Here is a 14924-nt window from a genome sequence, read left to right as displayed (position 1 = left end):
GTGCAGCAGGATGAGAATTTCTTCTCTGTCTTGCTACACTTATATGGTACTAAAAACCGCCAATCGGCGGTTCGTTGCGTTAAATAGTAAGTTCCACTTAATAATGATAGCGGCACGAAATGATGCTGACGGATGTATCACTGGCCACATAAACCAGTCTGTTCGTGTCGTCAATGCGCCGACTGAAAAAGCCCTGCAGATCGTACTGCAGCGGCTCAGGTTTTCCGATGCCGTGCATATTGCCATTTCTCGCGATATCATCAATCAGTTTGTTAATGCGCTTCAGTGTTTTTCTGTCCTGACCCTGCCAATACAGATAATCCTGCCACGCTTCTTCAGTCCAGATGATCTTCATTCGTCTTCTGCATCGATCAGCGCGTGTTCGGCGGTCTGGCCGTCTTTCAGCTGCTGAATGGATTTCATCAAATGATCGTAGTTGTGGCGGTTATTGGTCAAATAGACCGTTTCCATCAGGCTGTCGTAGGTACTTTGTGACATGATCACAACATTTTCGTCCTTACGGGTCACAATCATCGTATCCTTGTCTTCCGAAACCTTATCAAAGTAAGCTTTCATGTGATTGCGCAATGTCGAATAATTGATGGCAAACATGGAATCACTCCTCTAATCTATTTTGACATCATTATAACGTACAAATAATTGTACGTCAATGAAGATTGGATACCGCCATGCTGATTCTTAAATATTAATGTCTCCGAACAGTCATTTTCACATGCTGAATCATGTCCGCGTTACGGGTGTTATTCGGCTCACTGCGCTTTTTCTGAACGGTGATGGCGCCATTTTGCGCCTTCCCCGTGTCGATCGTCCCGGAATAAACGACATTGCTGCTCCAGTAAAGGGTGCCTTCCACCTTCACGGTATATTGCCCCTGTGGGACCGCTTTGTCCTTACTGTCCGTCAGATCCCAGACGAAGGACTGACGGCCATCCTGAAGCATCGCGCTGCTGACCGCGTCCAGTGCGTCATCCGACATCGCATCGGGATCTGCCGCCGCGACCCAGTGAGGCAGCGCGTCCGCGCGCGCCCGATAGCCGCGCCGGGCTCCGGTAAAATCAGACACGTATAGGGTTTTCACGACGTGCCCAGATGTCTTTTCAACCCAAACCGCGACCTGATTCGACGCCTGTGTCGACATCCACGTGTAATCAAACTGAACGGTTACGCTGGAAGCCGCGGCTTGACTCTGACTGGTGTTTTTTGTTTTCTGATTTGATGAATCTTGCGGCGCGGCCGTCTGCCCGCAGGCCCCCGCAAGCAGCATGCCGCCCACAACCAGGACAATCAACGCGATGCGTTTCATAAAAAAATATACCTCCATTCTGTTTTGCCTTTAGCATACAAAATGGATTTGCTGAAAACAATCGCTTATCTTAAAAAATCACGTGGTGAATTTTCATAATATTTAATACTATTTATCGCCAAAATACACCAAACGTTTTATAATAAATTTACAAAAAGGAGAAGTATAGGAGAAAAATAACAAAATTCGTGTGCGTCACAAAAAATTGAATCTAACAAATTATTATATTGATATTATTATGTATATATAATAATATTGAGAAAGGACAGTGAATGAAAAAATCCGGATTTATTTTAGATATTCAGATATTATTGTCTTCATATGACATAAAATTTCACAAGGACCTTTTAGTAGATATCAATAATATGCTTAACAAAAGCGGAAATGAAAAGAAATTTATCAGTCTGCTGACCGCAAGAATTTCTATGCTGGATCAAGCGGGACAAAATGTCATTTATAGTGCTGACAGAAATTTTGAATCTTTGAAAAACGAAACAGAATTATACTCAATGCACCTCACCATTAAAAGGAACGCATATCGAATATTGTTTTCATTCTTAGACGATGGCTCTGTTCTTCTATGCGGCTTTACCGAAAAGCAAGGAAAAAGAAAAACGGATTATACCGCTTCTAAACAGATCGCAAGGAGACGTTTGCACGAGATTCGGGAGGGGAAAAATGAAGAAATCGATTCGAGAAATCTTAAATAATCTAAGCGACGACGCACCAAAGTCTGAAATATACGCCGCTCATTATTTAGGGAAAATATCTGGACAAATATTAAATTTACGGATGCAATCTGGATTATCTCAGGAAGAATTTGCTAAAAAATTAGGAATTAATCAAAGCATGCTCTCAAAATACGAAAGCGGCGAATACAACTTTACCGTAAAAAAACTGGCCGATATCTGCTGCAAATTAGATATTGATTTAACTCTCAATCTCAATTCGCATGGTGTTCATGAAGAATCTTTACGTAAGAATTGGGAGTATCCTGTTTATAATCAAAAAAGAAAAATGATTAAATACAATGTATTTGAGGTGCAAAATGAGTGATCAAATAAAACCACTGGACAATTTTTTCCTTCTCAATTACTCCATAGTCAAATTTGATTTCAGCAGCGACTTCGCAGAATATAAGGCAGAAGACCCAGAAATAACAAGAAAATTTAACGTAAATAATGAAATTGTTGATGTCAGTAAAAAAAAGGACGGCTTCTACGCGACAATCATCGTCAATATGAACTTATCTATACAATCAGATCACCAAAATTTATTTTTAAATTCGTCAATCATCGGCAGCTTTTATTCTGATCAAATGGAACAAGAAGAATTTAAACATACCTTTAAGACATTTGGATGCTCTTCCCTATACGAATTGTTAAAATCAACAACACACAACTTTTTATCTCAAGCTGTTCCAGGCGATCGCATTATTTTACCTTTTATTAAATTTCAAGAATAGAAAACAAAACTCTCAAAAACCGATAGATTTGCTAAAAAAGAAACATAAAAACTCGTAAAATGTGAAGAAATGACAAAATCAAAAAATGCAAAGATTAAAAAAACCGCTATCTCTAGCGGTTCCTTGCGTTTAAAATGGTGGGCCATCAGGGACTCGAACCCTGGACACCCTGATTAAGAGTCAGGTGCTCTAGCCAACTGAGCTAATGGCCCTCTGCAAATTACTTGGTTATTATAGCAATTCCATTTGAGCTTTGCAAGGGGTTTTTTAAATTTTTTTGAGCGAGGAAACATTTTATGTGCTTTCTCGCTCAAAATGATTGATTACTTTTTATTTGCTAATGATCCATTTTTGTGCTGCTGTATTATTCCAAGACCACATATGGATATTATTACCACTTATAGTTATAGCGCCTGATAAGTCTAAAACATGACCGGAACATTTAGAACGCAATACTGTGTATTTGCCTTCTTTTATTAAAATCCATTTTTGAGCATTTGAGCCGTTATCGTTCCATTGCCATACATTTGCACCAATAATTCGGCTTCCACTCATAACATCCAGCACTTTATTTGAATTGGTATTCGTAATTTTATACGAACCATCCGACAACTTATTAAATTTATAATTTTGTGCTTCCGTCCCATTGGCAGACCAAATTTGTACATTTGCGCCTCTTATTTTACTTCCGCCTGATACATTGACTACTTTATCTTGGTTAATTGAAGACTTAATCCTATTAATTCCTTTGAATGATGCAATACCCTTCGAACGAATAATTTTAAATTTTTGAGCTGCTGTACCGTTTGATTGATATATTTGCACATTAGTTTTGTTAGCTTTTTTTGCACCAGCTACATCTATAACCATATCTGTATTTAAGGCGCTCCTAAAAGTAACAGTTCCATCTCCATTGTCGCAAATATACCACTTTTGCGCTTTCGTATGATTTGCGTCATACTGCCAAACATTTGTTCCATTTTTTTGATTTCCGCCTGCGACGTCAATGACATCTCTGCTGCCTTCATCGAAGATCGTGTAGCTGCCATCGTTATTTTTTACAAATTCAAAATGCTGTGCCCATGTCTTGTTGCTTTCATATATTTGAAGATTCGCTTTAGAATATACTGAACTTCCGTTAATATCTAAAACTTTGGATGGAGAAACAGATGATTCTATTTCGTAGTATCCTGTATCTGGAGACACGAGATTGCCGATCACTTGAACTGTAAAACTCTTCGACCCAGTGTAATTGCCAATTCCAGAAATAGTATACGTAATTGTGCTGCCTGATTGTTTTTTTGTCAATGTATAATCTTGATCTTTTTCAAGCGTAATTTCATTCAGCGTGATTTCTGGATCATTATTAACTTCATTATTTCCAATAACTTCTTTGGTAATTTTTGCACTTGTGAGACTCTTTTTCTTGGCTTCAAGTTTAACATTTTGAGCCCCTTGACTGTACGTTTTTGTTTTTAATGTTCCCTTGTCATTTGTCAGAAATAAATTATTACATTCTGACATAATAACAAATTGATTATTTGACGTTTTATAAAAACACCATTTTTGTGCTCTTGTTCCATTATAGGCATAATTTTGGACATTTGTACCATTTTTTATGCTCCCACTAGTCACATCTAATACTTTTCCATTACTCGCGTATATGACATAGCTGTCATCACTTTGCTTTTTAATTCTACAATCGTCTATGACTTTACCGTTAATATTTAAACTGTAAAACCCGTTTTTAGGCAAATATCTCCCTGCAAAAATAACATCCATAAATGCTTTTCTCTGAATCATCCATGATTTTAAATAATTCTTTTTTGAGTCGGGTTTTGCACCAGAGTGCCATTTATCTCGGTCTTTTTCTGCTGCCTGAGAAATGGTTGAATAACGTGTGTCAATTGAATTTATGATATCTTGGAATTTTGAAGACACTTCTTTTTGATATAAACCTTCAACATAGGTTCTAAACTGAGGCATATCCATTAAACGCGTTAAGATTTCTGGCGTCTTTGTTTTCGATGAAACTGCTTTGTCATTATATGTCCACAATTTTTGCGCATCAAGATAATTAGATTGATTCCAATCGGCATCTGTATTACCAAAGGCGAGGTCATAATCCCACGCAGGGCCACAATGGATGACGTCTTTATTACCGTCTCTATACATGTACCATGATGAACGGGAACCATCTGAGTTCGCAGAAAATTCTGTAAGCAAATAATATTTTGCAAAACTATCAATATCTATTTCTTTTGAGACCGCACTCCAATTGTCTTCGTATATATCTTTTTCTAGTCGATTATAAGCATCTCTAAATTGATTAACATATGTTTGTTCGTTATTTTCATCATTCGCTTCTTTCATTACAAAATGAGTATTCTCAATTGATGAATAAAATTCAGGATCGCCATCTGCACCATGCAAATTGTCAATTTCCATTAATACAGCATCATTATTTTTTAAATTTAATGTAGACTTTCCAATTTCTACTTTATGAACTAAATAGTACAATCCAATGTATTGTCCATCCACATACAGTTCGACTGGTTTTCCAGCCTTAGTACCGGGAATTCCAATTGATTCTGCAGTAGACAAAGCCAAATCGTTTCTCAGATATGTTTGATCCGTATAATTTGCCAATAAGACCCATTTTTTAGCACTGCCCATACCCAATAGATCTGTTTTTTTATTAAATTTAATCTGATAAGGCTTTTTTGCTAAAGTCCAGGTTGAATTGCCTCTTCCTTTAACTTCAAGATTTGATGCAGAGACTTGTGCACCATCTAAAGTTGTCATTTGAAAATCGTTGCCTTCGTATTTTGTATCTTTAGACCCATTATTAACATCGGATAATGTTATTTTTTTCTTTGTTTTTTCATTATATGCGTTTAAAGTAATATCAATAATTGGCACATTGTGATTTTCATGCACATTTTTTAATGCGCTATTAGAAGAAAGTGAAGAATTCTCACCTGTACTCTGCACATTGGTATTCTTTTCACTTTCTGACGCATTTTTCTGATCTGTACTTTCTGTCACATTATTTTGATCAGCGCTGTTTTCAGTCGGCGCCGATTGATTGTTTTCTTCTTCAATTGAATCTTGATTATTTGTTTGTGTAGACTGTACTGCATCAACTGAATTAGCCGTATTATCTGAAACCGCATTGCCTGTTGCATAGACTGAAAACGGCGTTAATGATAAAACAAGTGAAATAATTACAACTAAAAGGCTAACATTTTTACTACGTATTTTTAAATTCTTAAACATTTCTCCTCCTTTTTTTAAACGCCAATATATTAAAAATTACTTAAGTTTATTTTATCACAACCTCTCTGCATTTTAATTAAAGTTACAAAAAAATAAAAACCTAGAAAGATTATTAAATCTCACTAGGTCTAAAAAATATTTTTACAGCTTAATTTTCTGACTGATCGCCCGTCCAGTTTCTGTCCCGGCCAGGCCGCCAATACCTGTTTCCTTGATATCCGGATCCATTTTCCGGCCGATGGTGCGCATCGCGTCGATGACCTCATCCGGTGGGATCTGGCTCTTGACCCCAGCTAAGGTCATATCTGCCGAAATCACCGCGTTCACCGCGCCGAGGGCGTTGCGCTTGACGCAGGGGACCTCCACCAGCCCGGCGACCGGGTCGCAGGACAATCCGAGCAGCCCCTTGAGGGCCAGCGCCGCCGCGTTCGCGATTGCCGCCGCGTCCCCGCCGTACAGCCCGGTCAGCGCGCCGGCTGCCATCGCCGAGGCCGCGCCGATTTCCGCCTGGCAGCCGCCGGCTGCTCCCGCCAAAAAAGCCCGTTCGCCGATGACACCGCCGATACCCCCAGCGACGTATAATGCCTTGACGAGCTCATCCTCGGTAAAGCCTTCCTTTTCAGATACCGCGATGAGCACCGCCGGCACCACGCCGCAGGACCCGGCCGTCGGCGCCGCGACAATCCGGCGCATACAGGCGTTGGATTCGCCGACTTTCAGCGCGATTTCCATCACCCGGCCCACCAAATCGCCGCAGATGAGCTTGCCATCCTTCCGTCGCGCTTCGATTTTCGCGCCCTCGCCGCCGACCAAGCCGCTGGCGGACGTCCGCCCCGCGTCGTAATCGGCCACCGAATCGATCATGGCTTTGAGTGTCTGGCGCATGGCCTCAAAGGCATCGGCCGGGTCTGTGGCGCTTTCGTTGCAGCTGTCCTCCTGAACGATCTGCCAAAAGGGCTTGCCCGTCTCTTTTTCCGTGTCGATAATCTGCTTCAGCGCATCAATCATGGCTGTCTCCTTTTCTGTCAATCCGGTCGTCCGCAATGTCCTCTAAAAGGCTTAAATACGTTACCTTTAGCACCCCTTCGAGCTTTTTGAGCCAGTTGAGCGCCTCCGCCGGCACCTCCTGGTCGCATTCCAGCACCATGACCGCGTAGCCGCCGCGGCCGGAGCGGTAAAGCTGCATCGTCGCGATGTTCACCGTCTTGTGGGCCAGCATCGACGTGACCTCCGAGACGTGCCCCGGCTGGTCCAAATTGTGGACGATGAGGGTCGGATAATCCCCAGAGAAATTGGCCGTTAGATGATCCAGCTCCTGAATCACGATCCGGCCGCCGCCGATGGACGACGCGACGATTTCCAGCTCCTTGCCGTTGACGCCGGTCAGCTCCAGCTTCGCCGAATTGGGATGGGCGTCTTCCCCGAGATCCACGTCGTAAAAATCAAATGTCATGCCGATCGACCGCGCGATGTCGAAGGCGTCCGGAATCGCCATATCGTCCACATCCATGCCGAGAAGCCCGGCGATGATCGCCTTGTCGGTCCCATGGCCCCGGCCCGTCGCCAAAAATGAGCCGTAAAGCCCGATGTGCGCGGCCGCCACGTTCTCGCCGAGCAGCCTCCTGCTGACCTTGCCGATGCGCACCGCGCCGGCCGTGTGGGAGCTCGACGGCCCGACCATCACCGGCCCAATCACATCCATTACGTTCATACTATTTCCCTTCTAAATCTCACATCTGCCATCACAAAAGCCGTAAAAAACGCGCACCTGTCAGCCATTTCGAGAAAACTGCCCGCTATGGCAACCTGTGCGCGTTCTGCTTTTTTGATGTTTCACTTTGTACCGTCCAATCAATAAGACTTTTGACTCTGTCTATCAATTTTCCTTTATGATTTACTATCTTACAGTTCCCATCTCTAAATGTCAAGAAACCGATTTTTTCGAGGCATCTAACAAAAAATCAAATAAGGTATTGACAAATACCCTGTGACGGTATATAGTGGGACCATCAAACACCCCTATGGGGTATCTGAGTTACCATCAAATGCAATTTACATACAGAAAGGAAGATGATTATGGCAGAACAATACGATGTCACCGGCATGTCCTGTGCCGCGTGCCAGGCCCGTGTCGAAAAAGTCGTCGCTCAGGTGCCCGGCGTCGACAGCGTCGCGGTCAGCCTGCTGACCAATTCGATGCGCGTCGAGGGCCACGCCGACGAAGCGGCCATCGTCAAGGCCGTCGAGGACGCCGGGTACGGCGCAAAACGCCGAGATTATTCTCAGAATGCCCAGGGTATCAGCGCCAGCGCGAAGCTCGCCGCTGAACAGGAAGCCCTCGAGGACAAGACCACCCCAAAGATGATCCGCCGGCTGGTCGCGTCGGTGGCAGTGCTCCTCGTACTGATGTATTTCTCAATGGGGGCTCACATGTGGCATTGGCCGGTGCCGCCGTTCATGGTCGGCAACCACGTCGCGATGGGCCAGATGCAGATGCTGTTGACCATCGTCGTGATGATCATCAACCGCAAATTCTTCATCTCCGGCTTTAAGAGCCTGTTCCACGGCGCGCCCAATATGGATTCGCTGATCGCCATCGGCTCCGGCACGGCCTTCGGCTACTCCACTGTCATGCTCTTCTACATGACCTTCGTCCAGGTTCACCAGGGCAGCACCGCTGCAATGGCCGTCATGAACGATTTTTACTTCGAATCCGCCGCGATGATCCTGACCCTGATCACCATCGGCAAAACCCTGGAATCCTATTCCAAGGGCCGCACCACTGACGCGCTGAAAAGCCTGATGAAGCTCGCGCCGAAAACGGCCAACGTCATCCGAAACGGCGAAGAAATTACCGTCGACATTGACGACGTCGTCAGCGGCGACATCTTCGTCGTCCGCCCGGGCGAAAACATCCCGGTCGACGGCGTCGTCGTCGAAGGAGCGAGCGCCGTCAACGAATCGGCGCTGACTGGCGAAAGCATCCCCGTCGACAAGGCGGAAGGCGACACGGTTACCTCCGCGACGCTGAACCAAAGCGGCTTTCTCAAATGCCGGGCGACCCGGGTCGGCGAAGACACAACCCTTGCCCAGCTGATCAACATGGTCAGCGACGCTGCCTCTACCAAAGCGCCGGTCGCCAAACTGGCCGACACCATCTCCGGCGTATTCGTGCCGGTGGTCATCGCCATCGCCGCCGCCGTCACCGTCATCTGGCTGATCCTCAGCGGCGGTGACATCGGCCTGTCCCTCCAGCGGGGCATCTCCGTGCTGGTGGTCTCCTGCCCCTGCGCCCTCGGCCTCGCCACACCAGTGGCCATCATGGTCGGCAACGGGATGGGTGCGAAAAACGGCATCCTGTTCAAGACCGCCGAATCCCTCCAGGAAACGGGGACAGTGCAGATTGTGGCCTTGGATAAAACCGGGACCATCACCAACGGCGAACCGAAGGTCACCGACATCCTGCCGATGAACGGCACGACCCCTGAAGCCTTAATCGAAAAGGCCGCCGCCCTCGAACAGAAAAGCGAACACCCGCTGGCCAAGGCGGTGTTAACCTACGCGGAAGACCAGCAGACTGAAATCGCGGACGTCACCGATTTCACGGCTCTACCGGGCAACGGCTTGACCGCTGTGTTAAACGGGCAAACCCTTTCCGGCGGCAACCGGACGTTTATCACGTCGGTGGCCGACCTTGACGATCAAACCGCAGCCACCGCGGAAAAACTGGCCGAACAGGGCAAAACGCCGCTGTTCTTCGCCGAAGACGGCAAGCTCCTCGGCATCATCGCCGTGGCCGATACGATCAAGGCGGATTCCGCCGAAGCGATCCGTCAGATGCAGCAGATGGGTATCCACGTGGTCATGCTCACCGGTGACAATCAGCGCACGGCCGAAGCCATCGGCGCTCAGGCCGGCGTCGACGAAGTCATGGCCGGCGTCCTGCCGGAAGGCAAGGAAGCCATTGTCCGCCAGCTGCAGCAGCACGGCAAGGTCGCGATGGTCGGCGACGGCATCAACGACGCTCCGGCCCTGACGCGAGCCAACATTGGCATCGCCATCGGCGCCGGCACCGACGTCGCCATCGACGCGGCGGACGTCGTCCTGATGAAGTCCCGTTTGACCGACGCGGCCGCCGCCATCCGTCTGTCCCGCCAGACCTACCGCGATATTGTCGAAAACCTGTTTTGGGCGCTGATTTACAACGTCCTGTTGATTCCGCTGGCCGCCGGAGCCTACAGCCACTGGGGCCTTTCAATGAGCCCGATGTGGGGCGCTGCCGCGATGAGCTGTTCCAGCGTCTTCGTCTGCTTAAACGCCCTTCGGCTGAACCTCTTCAAGGTCTTTGACACGAAGCACGACAAGCCGAAGAAAAACGCGCTGCCGGCCGACGCCGTCTTGATCGAACAGTCAGAAACGCCGGATGCCGCGCCGAAAGCACAGGCCTTTGCCAAGGAAACGGTCCACATCGAAGGGATGATGTGCGGCCACTGTGAAGCCACCGTCAAAAAAGCCCTCGAAGCCCTGCCACAGGTCGACGACGCCGTCGTCAGCCACGAAAAGGGCACGGCCGAAATTGCGCTGAACGCGCCGGTCGATGAATCGGTTTTAAAGGACACCATCGAAGCGAAGGACTACACCTTCGTCAGCGTCGAGCCCGAAGCCTGACAACTTCCCATTTCTAATCCATAGATTCACTATTCAATATTGACCGCTGAAGCCCCAAAGCTTTAGCGGTTTTTTTAGTTCTGATATATAATAAAGTAAAACCCAAAAAGAAAGGAAGGGTGGCCATGGCACTTTACGCGATTGGCGATCTCCATCTCGCCTACCAAAGCGAAGTCAAGGCGCCGATGCAGCGCAATGGCAAAATCTGGCAAAATCACGAGGCCAAATTAAAAAAATACTGTGAAGCGTACATGAAGCCGGAGGATACCCTCGTCCTCGTCGGCGATCACAGCTGGGGCAGAAAGCTCGCCCAATGCGAAAAGGACTTGGCCTACATCGAGGCGCTGCCCGGCCGGAAAATCCTGACCCGCGGCAACCACGACATGTTCTGGGACGCCAAAAAAACGGAGCGGCTCAACACCCTCTATCGCGGTCGGCTATTTTTTCTGCAAAACAATTTTTACCCTTATCAGGATTACGCCCTCGTCGGCACCAAGGGCGTCACCTTCGAAGGGCCCTTTTACTTAAACCGCCGTGGTCAGATTCTCGGCTGGGACGAGGCTGCCGCGGCCCACGCTGAAAAACTGGTCCAGCGCGAGTGTGCGCGGCTGCGGACCTCCTTCGAGCAGGCCAAGGCGGCCGGATTCCGCAAGTTTATCGTCTTTCTCCACTACCCGCCGACCAATATCCTCGAGACGGAAAGCGCCTTCACCCGCATCGCTGAGGCCTACAACGCCGAACAGGTGATTTACGCCCACTGTCACGGTGAAGCGCGGTTCAACGACAGCCTCCACGGCGAGTTCCACGGCATCGACTATCACTTAGTCTCCGGCGATTATTTAAAATGGCGGCCTAAACGCATTTTGTAAAATATATCAAACGCAAAAATCCGGCAGGTGTGATCCTGCCGGATTTTTATATATAGATTATTTTTTGATTGAAAATCATAGATTGAAAAACATCAGTCGAAATTTTTCTCAAAGGCCGGTTTTTCTTCCTCCGGCACGAGGGTCAAATGCCCCGAACGGGCCACCGCCTGCACCCGGGTTTCCACGTAGCGCCAGCGCCAGCCGATTTTCTGCTGAATGTCCTTGTCGGTGACGTCGGTATGAATGGTCTCCGGCCCTTGGCTTTCAGCCTGCTTCTGAGCGATTTTGCCGGCTTCCGCCTTGGCGTAGGCCACCGCTTTGTCCTTATCCTCGAAGAAGACCGATTGACCGCCGACGTGGGCGACGTAGCCCTCGGTCGCCTCGTCGGGACGGACCAGCGCGTCCACTCGTTCCTCGATGGCTGCCGTCGCCGCCCCGACAGCGTTGGCCACTTCGAAATGTTCAGGGACAAGGATGTCGCGGTGCACGTCCGCCTCATTTTTGACCAGGGTGTACCAGGTTTTGGCCGGTGCGCCGATCGCGATGACCGGCAGCTCCGCGTCCGCGCCTTCGCTGTACGCCGCTTCGTTAAAGACCTTCGACACGATGCGGTCCACGACGAGAGCCTTGGCCTGGCTTAAGTAATCCGCCTGGTCTAACCCAGCCCTCCGGCTCTGGAAGGCCAGCGCGTACTGGGACGCCGCCGTGTCCCAACGGGTCAGGCTGCCTTCGGCGCAAAGCAGATCGGTCGGCGTCAAGTCTTCCTTTTCGCCGCCGCGACAGGCCGGCGGCACCCGGTGGGTCGTCAGCACCGGCGCGCCAGCGCTTACGTCCGGATAAATCTCCGTGTCGCCGCCGAGACCGAAGGTCGCGAGCTTCGCCGAATCCACTTGAGTCTGCCACTGGCCAACCTTCGCGCCCACCGGCGACAGGGTCAGGCTGTGGTGACGCACCACGCCGGTATCCGTTGTCGTACCGCCCATGTCGGCGACAATACCGCTGTCGGTTTTCGCGAGGACCATCGCGCCGAGGATGCTCGCCGCCGGCCCGGACAAAATCGTCTCGATCGGTTTGCTCGAAATGGTTTCAAGGCTCGCGAGGGCGCCGTCGCCCTTGACAAGGTACACCGGCGCGGCGATGTTCCGTTCGGTCATGGCCTCGCGCACCGCCTGCACAAAGCCCTCGATGATCGGAATCAGGCTCGCGTTGAGCACCGCCGTCACGGTCCGGTCGTGGTAGCCGAGCTTTGAGGACAGCTCGTGGCCGCAGACCACCGGCATTTTCGAATGGCAGCGGATGACCTTCTTGACCGCGAGCTCGTGGGCGTTGTTGCGCACGCTCATCATGCCCGAAACCGCAATGGCTTCAACCTTCGGCAGCATCTGCGTGACGGCTGCCTCGATTTCGTCCGGGTTCACCGGCTCTTTTTCCCTCCCTTTGATGTTGATCTTTCCGGTGATCTGCGCGACTTGATCTGTCGGCAGATCGCCTTTCGGCCTTGATCCGATGAGGATCAGCCCGGTCGGGCGGCCCTGGCCTTCGACGATGGCGTTGGTCGCCAGGGTCGTAGAGAGCACGACCTTTTCGATTTGAACGTCTGACAGGTCCGCCCCGTTCACCGGGCGCAGGCTGTCGATGCTGTGGTGAATGCCGTTTTTAAGATCCTGCCGCGTCGTCGGCGCCATGCCCTTGGCGACCACGCCTTCGGTCAGCGGATCGTAGAGCACCGCGTCCGTCGTCGTGCCGCCGGTGTCGATGCCGAGCACACAGGCTGTATGCTTTGTTGTGTTTGTCATATTGTCCTTTCTGTACATGTGCCGTTACGGTTTGCAGATGCCGCAGGGCGAATACCCTTGATTAATTAAATCGGAACGCTTGGCGTTGACGGTCTGCTTGTTGGCTTCCGACATATGGGCCACGCCGGAGCAGTCCGGTTTGTGAAATTTCTTGTTCCGTTTGTTGATGACGTAGGTTTGGACGGTTTCGTCCTGACTGCTCGACGACGCGGTGGAGGCGGCGCTGCTCGACGAACTCGAGCTGCTGCCCCCGGTGCCGTCGGCGCGGGTGTAGCCGGTCGCGTAATCGATGGTCACGCCAGGCTCCACGTTGTAGCAGTAGACGTTGAACAACACGCCGTCACCCTTGTCCTCGACGGATTCGCCTTCCATTTGGACGCCCCTGGCCACAAGTTCATTTCCCTGAAAAATCGGCGTCACGCGGTAAATCACGTGGTTGCCAGTTTCTTTAATGTAGTCGGCGACCATATTTTCAAAGGGGAGCATGCCGTCGACGTTCATCGACCGCGTGCCGGTGATTAGGTTCTTTTCGTTGGCGTTTTCATCCGTCAGTTCGTGGGCGATCAGATGGCAGCGGTTGTACACCATTTTGCCGTCGACAAAATCGTAGCGCGCGTTGTGCCAGCCCGTCGGCTTGACTTCACTGATGCTGCCGCGCTTTTCGCCGCTCTTGGGCATCGTATCCTTGCCGATGCAGGCCATCGCCGTGCCGCATCGGCCGAGACTGTCGAGATCGCTGTAGTGCTCGTAGGATTTGGTCGTCAGGTCGCTGTCTGAGAAATTCGGCTTGTTGCCGTTCAATGCGACGTAAGGATCTCCCGAATAAGCGGGAATCTGGCTCAAATCGGATGCCGTCTTCGTGTCGACGACGGTGGTGCTGTCGGTGACCGGATTGTCCGCGCTGGACGAGGATGAGCTCGTCGTGCCGCCACATCCGGACAACACCAGCACCGCGCTGAGCACGACGCCGATCAGGAGCCGGCTCATGGAACGGATTGTCATTTTTTTCATCGCGTGTACACTTCTTCTGTGATCTCATCGTGGGAGGTGCCGGTGAAGACGTGCTGCCCGTTCAAGTTCCATCCCTTCGGTGCCAATGGATAGGTGAAGACCAGATCGGCCGGATAAACCTTGTCCCAGCGATAAAGGATCAGCTTCTCGATGCGGGCGTCAGCCGCTGTAATGGCCTCAGACGAGGCAAATTCCGCCACGGCGATCTCACCTGTGCCGGCCTTTTCGAGGAAGTCGGCATCGGACACAAATTTGACACCCGCCTGACCGTCGAACAGCGCCTCGGTTTTCGCCGCGCCCCAGAAACATTTCCCGGGAAATAACTGGACCAAACGATCGATGACCGCGCGGTCCCGCGTCTGCCGTCTGTGGTTGAAGGCCATGCCGTTCTTCGGGTCGAGAAACATCACGAGGATCACAAAAATTCCCTTCTTTCTTTAAAAGTTCTTGATCACACTATACCACAACGTCAAAAAAAAGCCAACGGCTTAACCCGCCGTTGGCTCGCGGTA

Annotated in this window: 14 protein-coding genes and 1 tRNA gene; 5 read left to right on the top strand and 10 right to left on the bottom strand. The window is 49.6% G+C overall.

Annotated features, from left to right (window positions below):
* Positions 1-97 precede the first annotated feature (97 nt).
* The 3 genes from QZX60_RS01220 to QZX60_RS01210 all read right to left on the bottom strand — a co-directional run bounded on the left by QZX60_RS01220 (position 98) and on the right by QZX60_RS01210 (position 1324).
* Entirely contained in the window at positions 98-355 is a 258-nt protein-coding gene (locus tag QZX60_RS01220) for a Txe/YoeB family addiction module toxin (protein ID WP_295360486.1), read from the bottom strand.
* Positions 352-612: a type II toxin-antitoxin system Phd/YefM family antitoxin gene (locus QZX60_RS01215; protein ID WP_295360484.1), complete on the bottom strand. Its 261-nt coding sequence runs from the start codon at positions 610-612 to the stop codon at positions 352-354. The genes QZX60_RS01220 and QZX60_RS01215 overlap by 4 nt, the downstream gene beginning before the upstream one ends.
* A 94-nt stretch (positions 613-706) precedes the next feature.
* A complete protein-coding gene (locus tag QZX60_RS01210) occupies positions 707-1324 on the bottom strand; it encodes a DUF2271 domain-containing protein (RefSeq protein ID WP_295360482.1) in 618 nt (205 codons plus the stop codon).
* Between the two features lie 272 nt (positions 1325-1596).
* On the opposite strand from QZX60_RS01210, the gene QZX60_RS01205 reads away from it, so the two are divergent.
* Genes QZX60_RS01205 through QZX60_RS01195 form a run of 3 tightly spaced genes read left to right on the top strand, consistent with a single transcriptional unit; the run spans position 1597 to position 2789 of the window.
* Positions 1597-2034 (top strand): hypothetical protein, encoded by a 438-nt coding sequence (locus QZX60_RS01205; RefSeq protein ID WP_295360480.1) that lies wholly within the window; start codon positions 1597-1599, stop codon positions 2032-2034.
* A complete protein-coding gene (locus QZX60_RS01200; RefSeq protein ID WP_295360478.1) occupies positions 2003-2380 on the top strand; it encodes a helix-turn-helix domain-containing protein in 378 nt (125 codons plus the stop codon). Before QZX60_RS01205 ends, QZX60_RS01200 begins: the two co-directional genes overlap by 32 nt.
* The gene (locus tag QZX60_RS01195) at positions 2373-2789 is read left to right on the top strand and encodes a hypothetical protein (RefSeq protein WP_295360476.1); all 417 of its coding nucleotides are present in this window, start codon (positions 2373-2375) and stop codon (positions 2787-2789) included. Before QZX60_RS01200 ends, QZX60_RS01195 begins: the two co-directional genes overlap by 8 nt.
* A 135-nt stretch (positions 2790-2924) precedes the next feature.
* On the opposite strand, the gene QZX60_RS01190 is transcribed toward QZX60_RS01195, so the two are convergent.
* From QZX60_RS01190 to sdaAB, 4 genes are all read right to left on the bottom strand, one after another.
* Positions 2925-3001: transfer RNA gene (locus QZX60_RS01190), tRNA-Lys, on the bottom strand.
* A gap of 118 nt (positions 3002-3119) precedes the next feature.
* Positions 3120-6068: an RICIN domain-containing protein gene (locus QZX60_RS01185; RefSeq protein WP_295360474.1), complete on the bottom strand. Its 2949-nt coding sequence runs from the start codon at positions 6066-6068 to the stop codon at positions 3120-3122.
* A 141-nt stretch (positions 6069-6209) separates the two neighbouring features.
* Positions 6210-7076, bottom strand: coding sequence for an L-serine ammonia-lyase, iron-sulfur-dependent, subunit alpha (gene sdaAA / locus QZX60_RS01180; RefSeq protein WP_295360473.1), 867 nt, complete (start codon positions 7074-7076; stop codon positions 6210-6212).
* Positions 7069-7779 carry an L-serine ammonia-lyase, iron-sulfur-dependent subunit beta gene (gene sdaAB, locus QZX60_RS01175; RefSeq protein ID WP_295360471.1) on the bottom strand — a complete coding sequence of 237 codons (711 nt, stop codon included), beginning with the start codon at positions 7777-7779 and terminating at the stop codon, positions 7069-7071. The genes sdaAA and sdaAB overlap by 8 nt, the downstream gene beginning before the upstream one ends.
* Before the next feature lie 365 nt (positions 7780-8144).
* Between sdaAB and QZX60_RS01170 the strand changes: the two genes are divergently transcribed.
* Positions 8145-10736, top strand: a complete 2592-nt coding sequence (locus QZX60_RS01170) for a heavy metal translocating P-type ATPase (protein WP_295360470.1) — start codon at positions 8145-8147, stop codon at positions 10734-10736.
* A 125-nt stretch (positions 10737-10861) separates the two neighbouring features.
* Positions 10862-11605 carry a metallophosphoesterase gene (locus QZX60_RS01165; protein WP_295360468.1) on the top strand — a complete coding sequence of 248 codons (744 nt, stop codon included), beginning with the start codon at positions 10862-10864 and terminating at the stop codon, positions 11603-11605.
* 92 nt (positions 11606-11697) lie between these two features.
* Here QZX60_RS01165 and QZX60_RS01160 read toward each other — a convergent pair whose 3' ends face one another.
* The 3 genes from QZX60_RS01160 to QZX60_RS01150 are packed head-to-tail and all read right to left on the bottom strand — an operon-like array spanning position 11698 to position 14831.
* A complete protein-coding gene (locus QZX60_RS01160) occupies positions 11698-13401 on the bottom strand; it encodes a hydantoinase/oxoprolinase family protein (protein ID WP_295360467.1) in 1704 nt (567 codons plus the stop codon).
* 24 nt (positions 13402-13425) lie between these two features.
* Complete coding sequence (locus tag QZX60_RS01155; RefSeq protein ID WP_295360465.1) at positions 13426-14412, bottom strand: DNA/RNA non-specific endonuclease; 987 nt, start codon at positions 14410-14412, stop codon at positions 13426-13428.
* Entirely contained in the window at positions 14409-14831 is a 423-nt protein-coding gene (locus QZX60_RS01150; protein ID WP_295360463.1) for a hypothetical protein, read from the bottom strand. Before QZX60_RS01150 ends, QZX60_RS01155 begins: the two co-directional genes overlap by 4 nt.
* Positions 14832-14924 lie beyond the last annotated feature (93 nt).

It is taken from the genome of uncultured Pseudoramibacter sp. (genome assembly GCF_903789625.1).
Lineage (GTDB): Bacteria > Bacillota > Clostridia > Eubacteriales > Eubacteriaceae > Pseudoramibacter > Pseudoramibacter fermentans.
The sequence above is the reverse complement of the archived record's forward strand: the minus strand, read 5'-3'. Positions and strand labels throughout refer to the sequence as shown.

Bases quoted from the DNA above. Each gene is read 5' to 3' on its own strand.
- QZX60_RS01200 (WP_295360478.1), top strand. From the start codon at position 2,003: ATGAAGAAATCGATTCGAGAAATCTTAAATAATCTAAGCGACGACGCA.
- QZX60_RS01205 (WP_295360480.1), top strand. From the start codon at position 1,597: ATGAAAAAATCCGGATTTATTTTAGATATTCAGATATTATTGTCTTCA.
- QZX60_RS01185 (WP_295360474.1), bottom strand. From the start codon at position 6,068: ATGTTTAAGAATTTAAAAATACGTAGTAAAAATGTTAGCCTTTTAGTT.
- QZX60_RS01220 (WP_295360486.1), bottom strand. From the start codon at position 355: ATGAAGATCATCTGGACTGAAGAAGCGTGGCAGGATTATCTGTATTGG.
- QZX60_RS01160 (WP_295360467.1), bottom strand. From the start codon at position 13,401: ATGACAAACACAACAAAGCATACAGCCTGTGTGCTCGGCATCGACACC.
- QZX60_RS01165 (WP_295360468.1), top strand. From the start codon at position 10,862: ATGGCACTTTACGCGATTGGCGATCTCCATCTCGCCTACCAAAGCGAA.
- QZX60_RS01210 (WP_295360482.1), bottom strand. From the start codon at position 1,324: ATGAAACGCATCGCGTTGATTGTCCTGGTTGTGGGCGGCATGCTGCTT.
- QZX60_RS01215 (WP_295360484.1), bottom strand. From the start codon at position 612: ATGTTTGCCATCAATTATTCGACATTGCGCAATCACATGAAAGCTTAC.
- QZX60_RS01155 (WP_295360465.1), bottom strand. From the start codon at position 14,412: ATGAAAAAAATGACAATCCGTTCCATGAGCCGGCTCCTGATCGGCGTC.
- QZX60_RS01195 (WP_295360476.1), top strand. From the start codon at position 2,373: ATGAGTGATCAAATAAAACCACTGGACAATTTTTTCCTTCTCAATTAC.
- sdaAA (WP_295360473.1), bottom strand. From the start codon at position 7,076: ATGATTGATGCGCTGAAGCAGATTATCGACACGGAAAAAGAGACGGGC.
- sdaAB (WP_295360471.1), bottom strand. From the start codon at position 7,779: ATGAACGTAATGGATGTGATTGGGCCGGTGATGGTCGGGCCGTCGAGC.
- QZX60_RS01170 (WP_295360470.1), top strand. From the start codon at position 8,145: ATGGCAGAACAATACGATGTCACCGGCATGTCCTGTGCCGCGTGCCAG.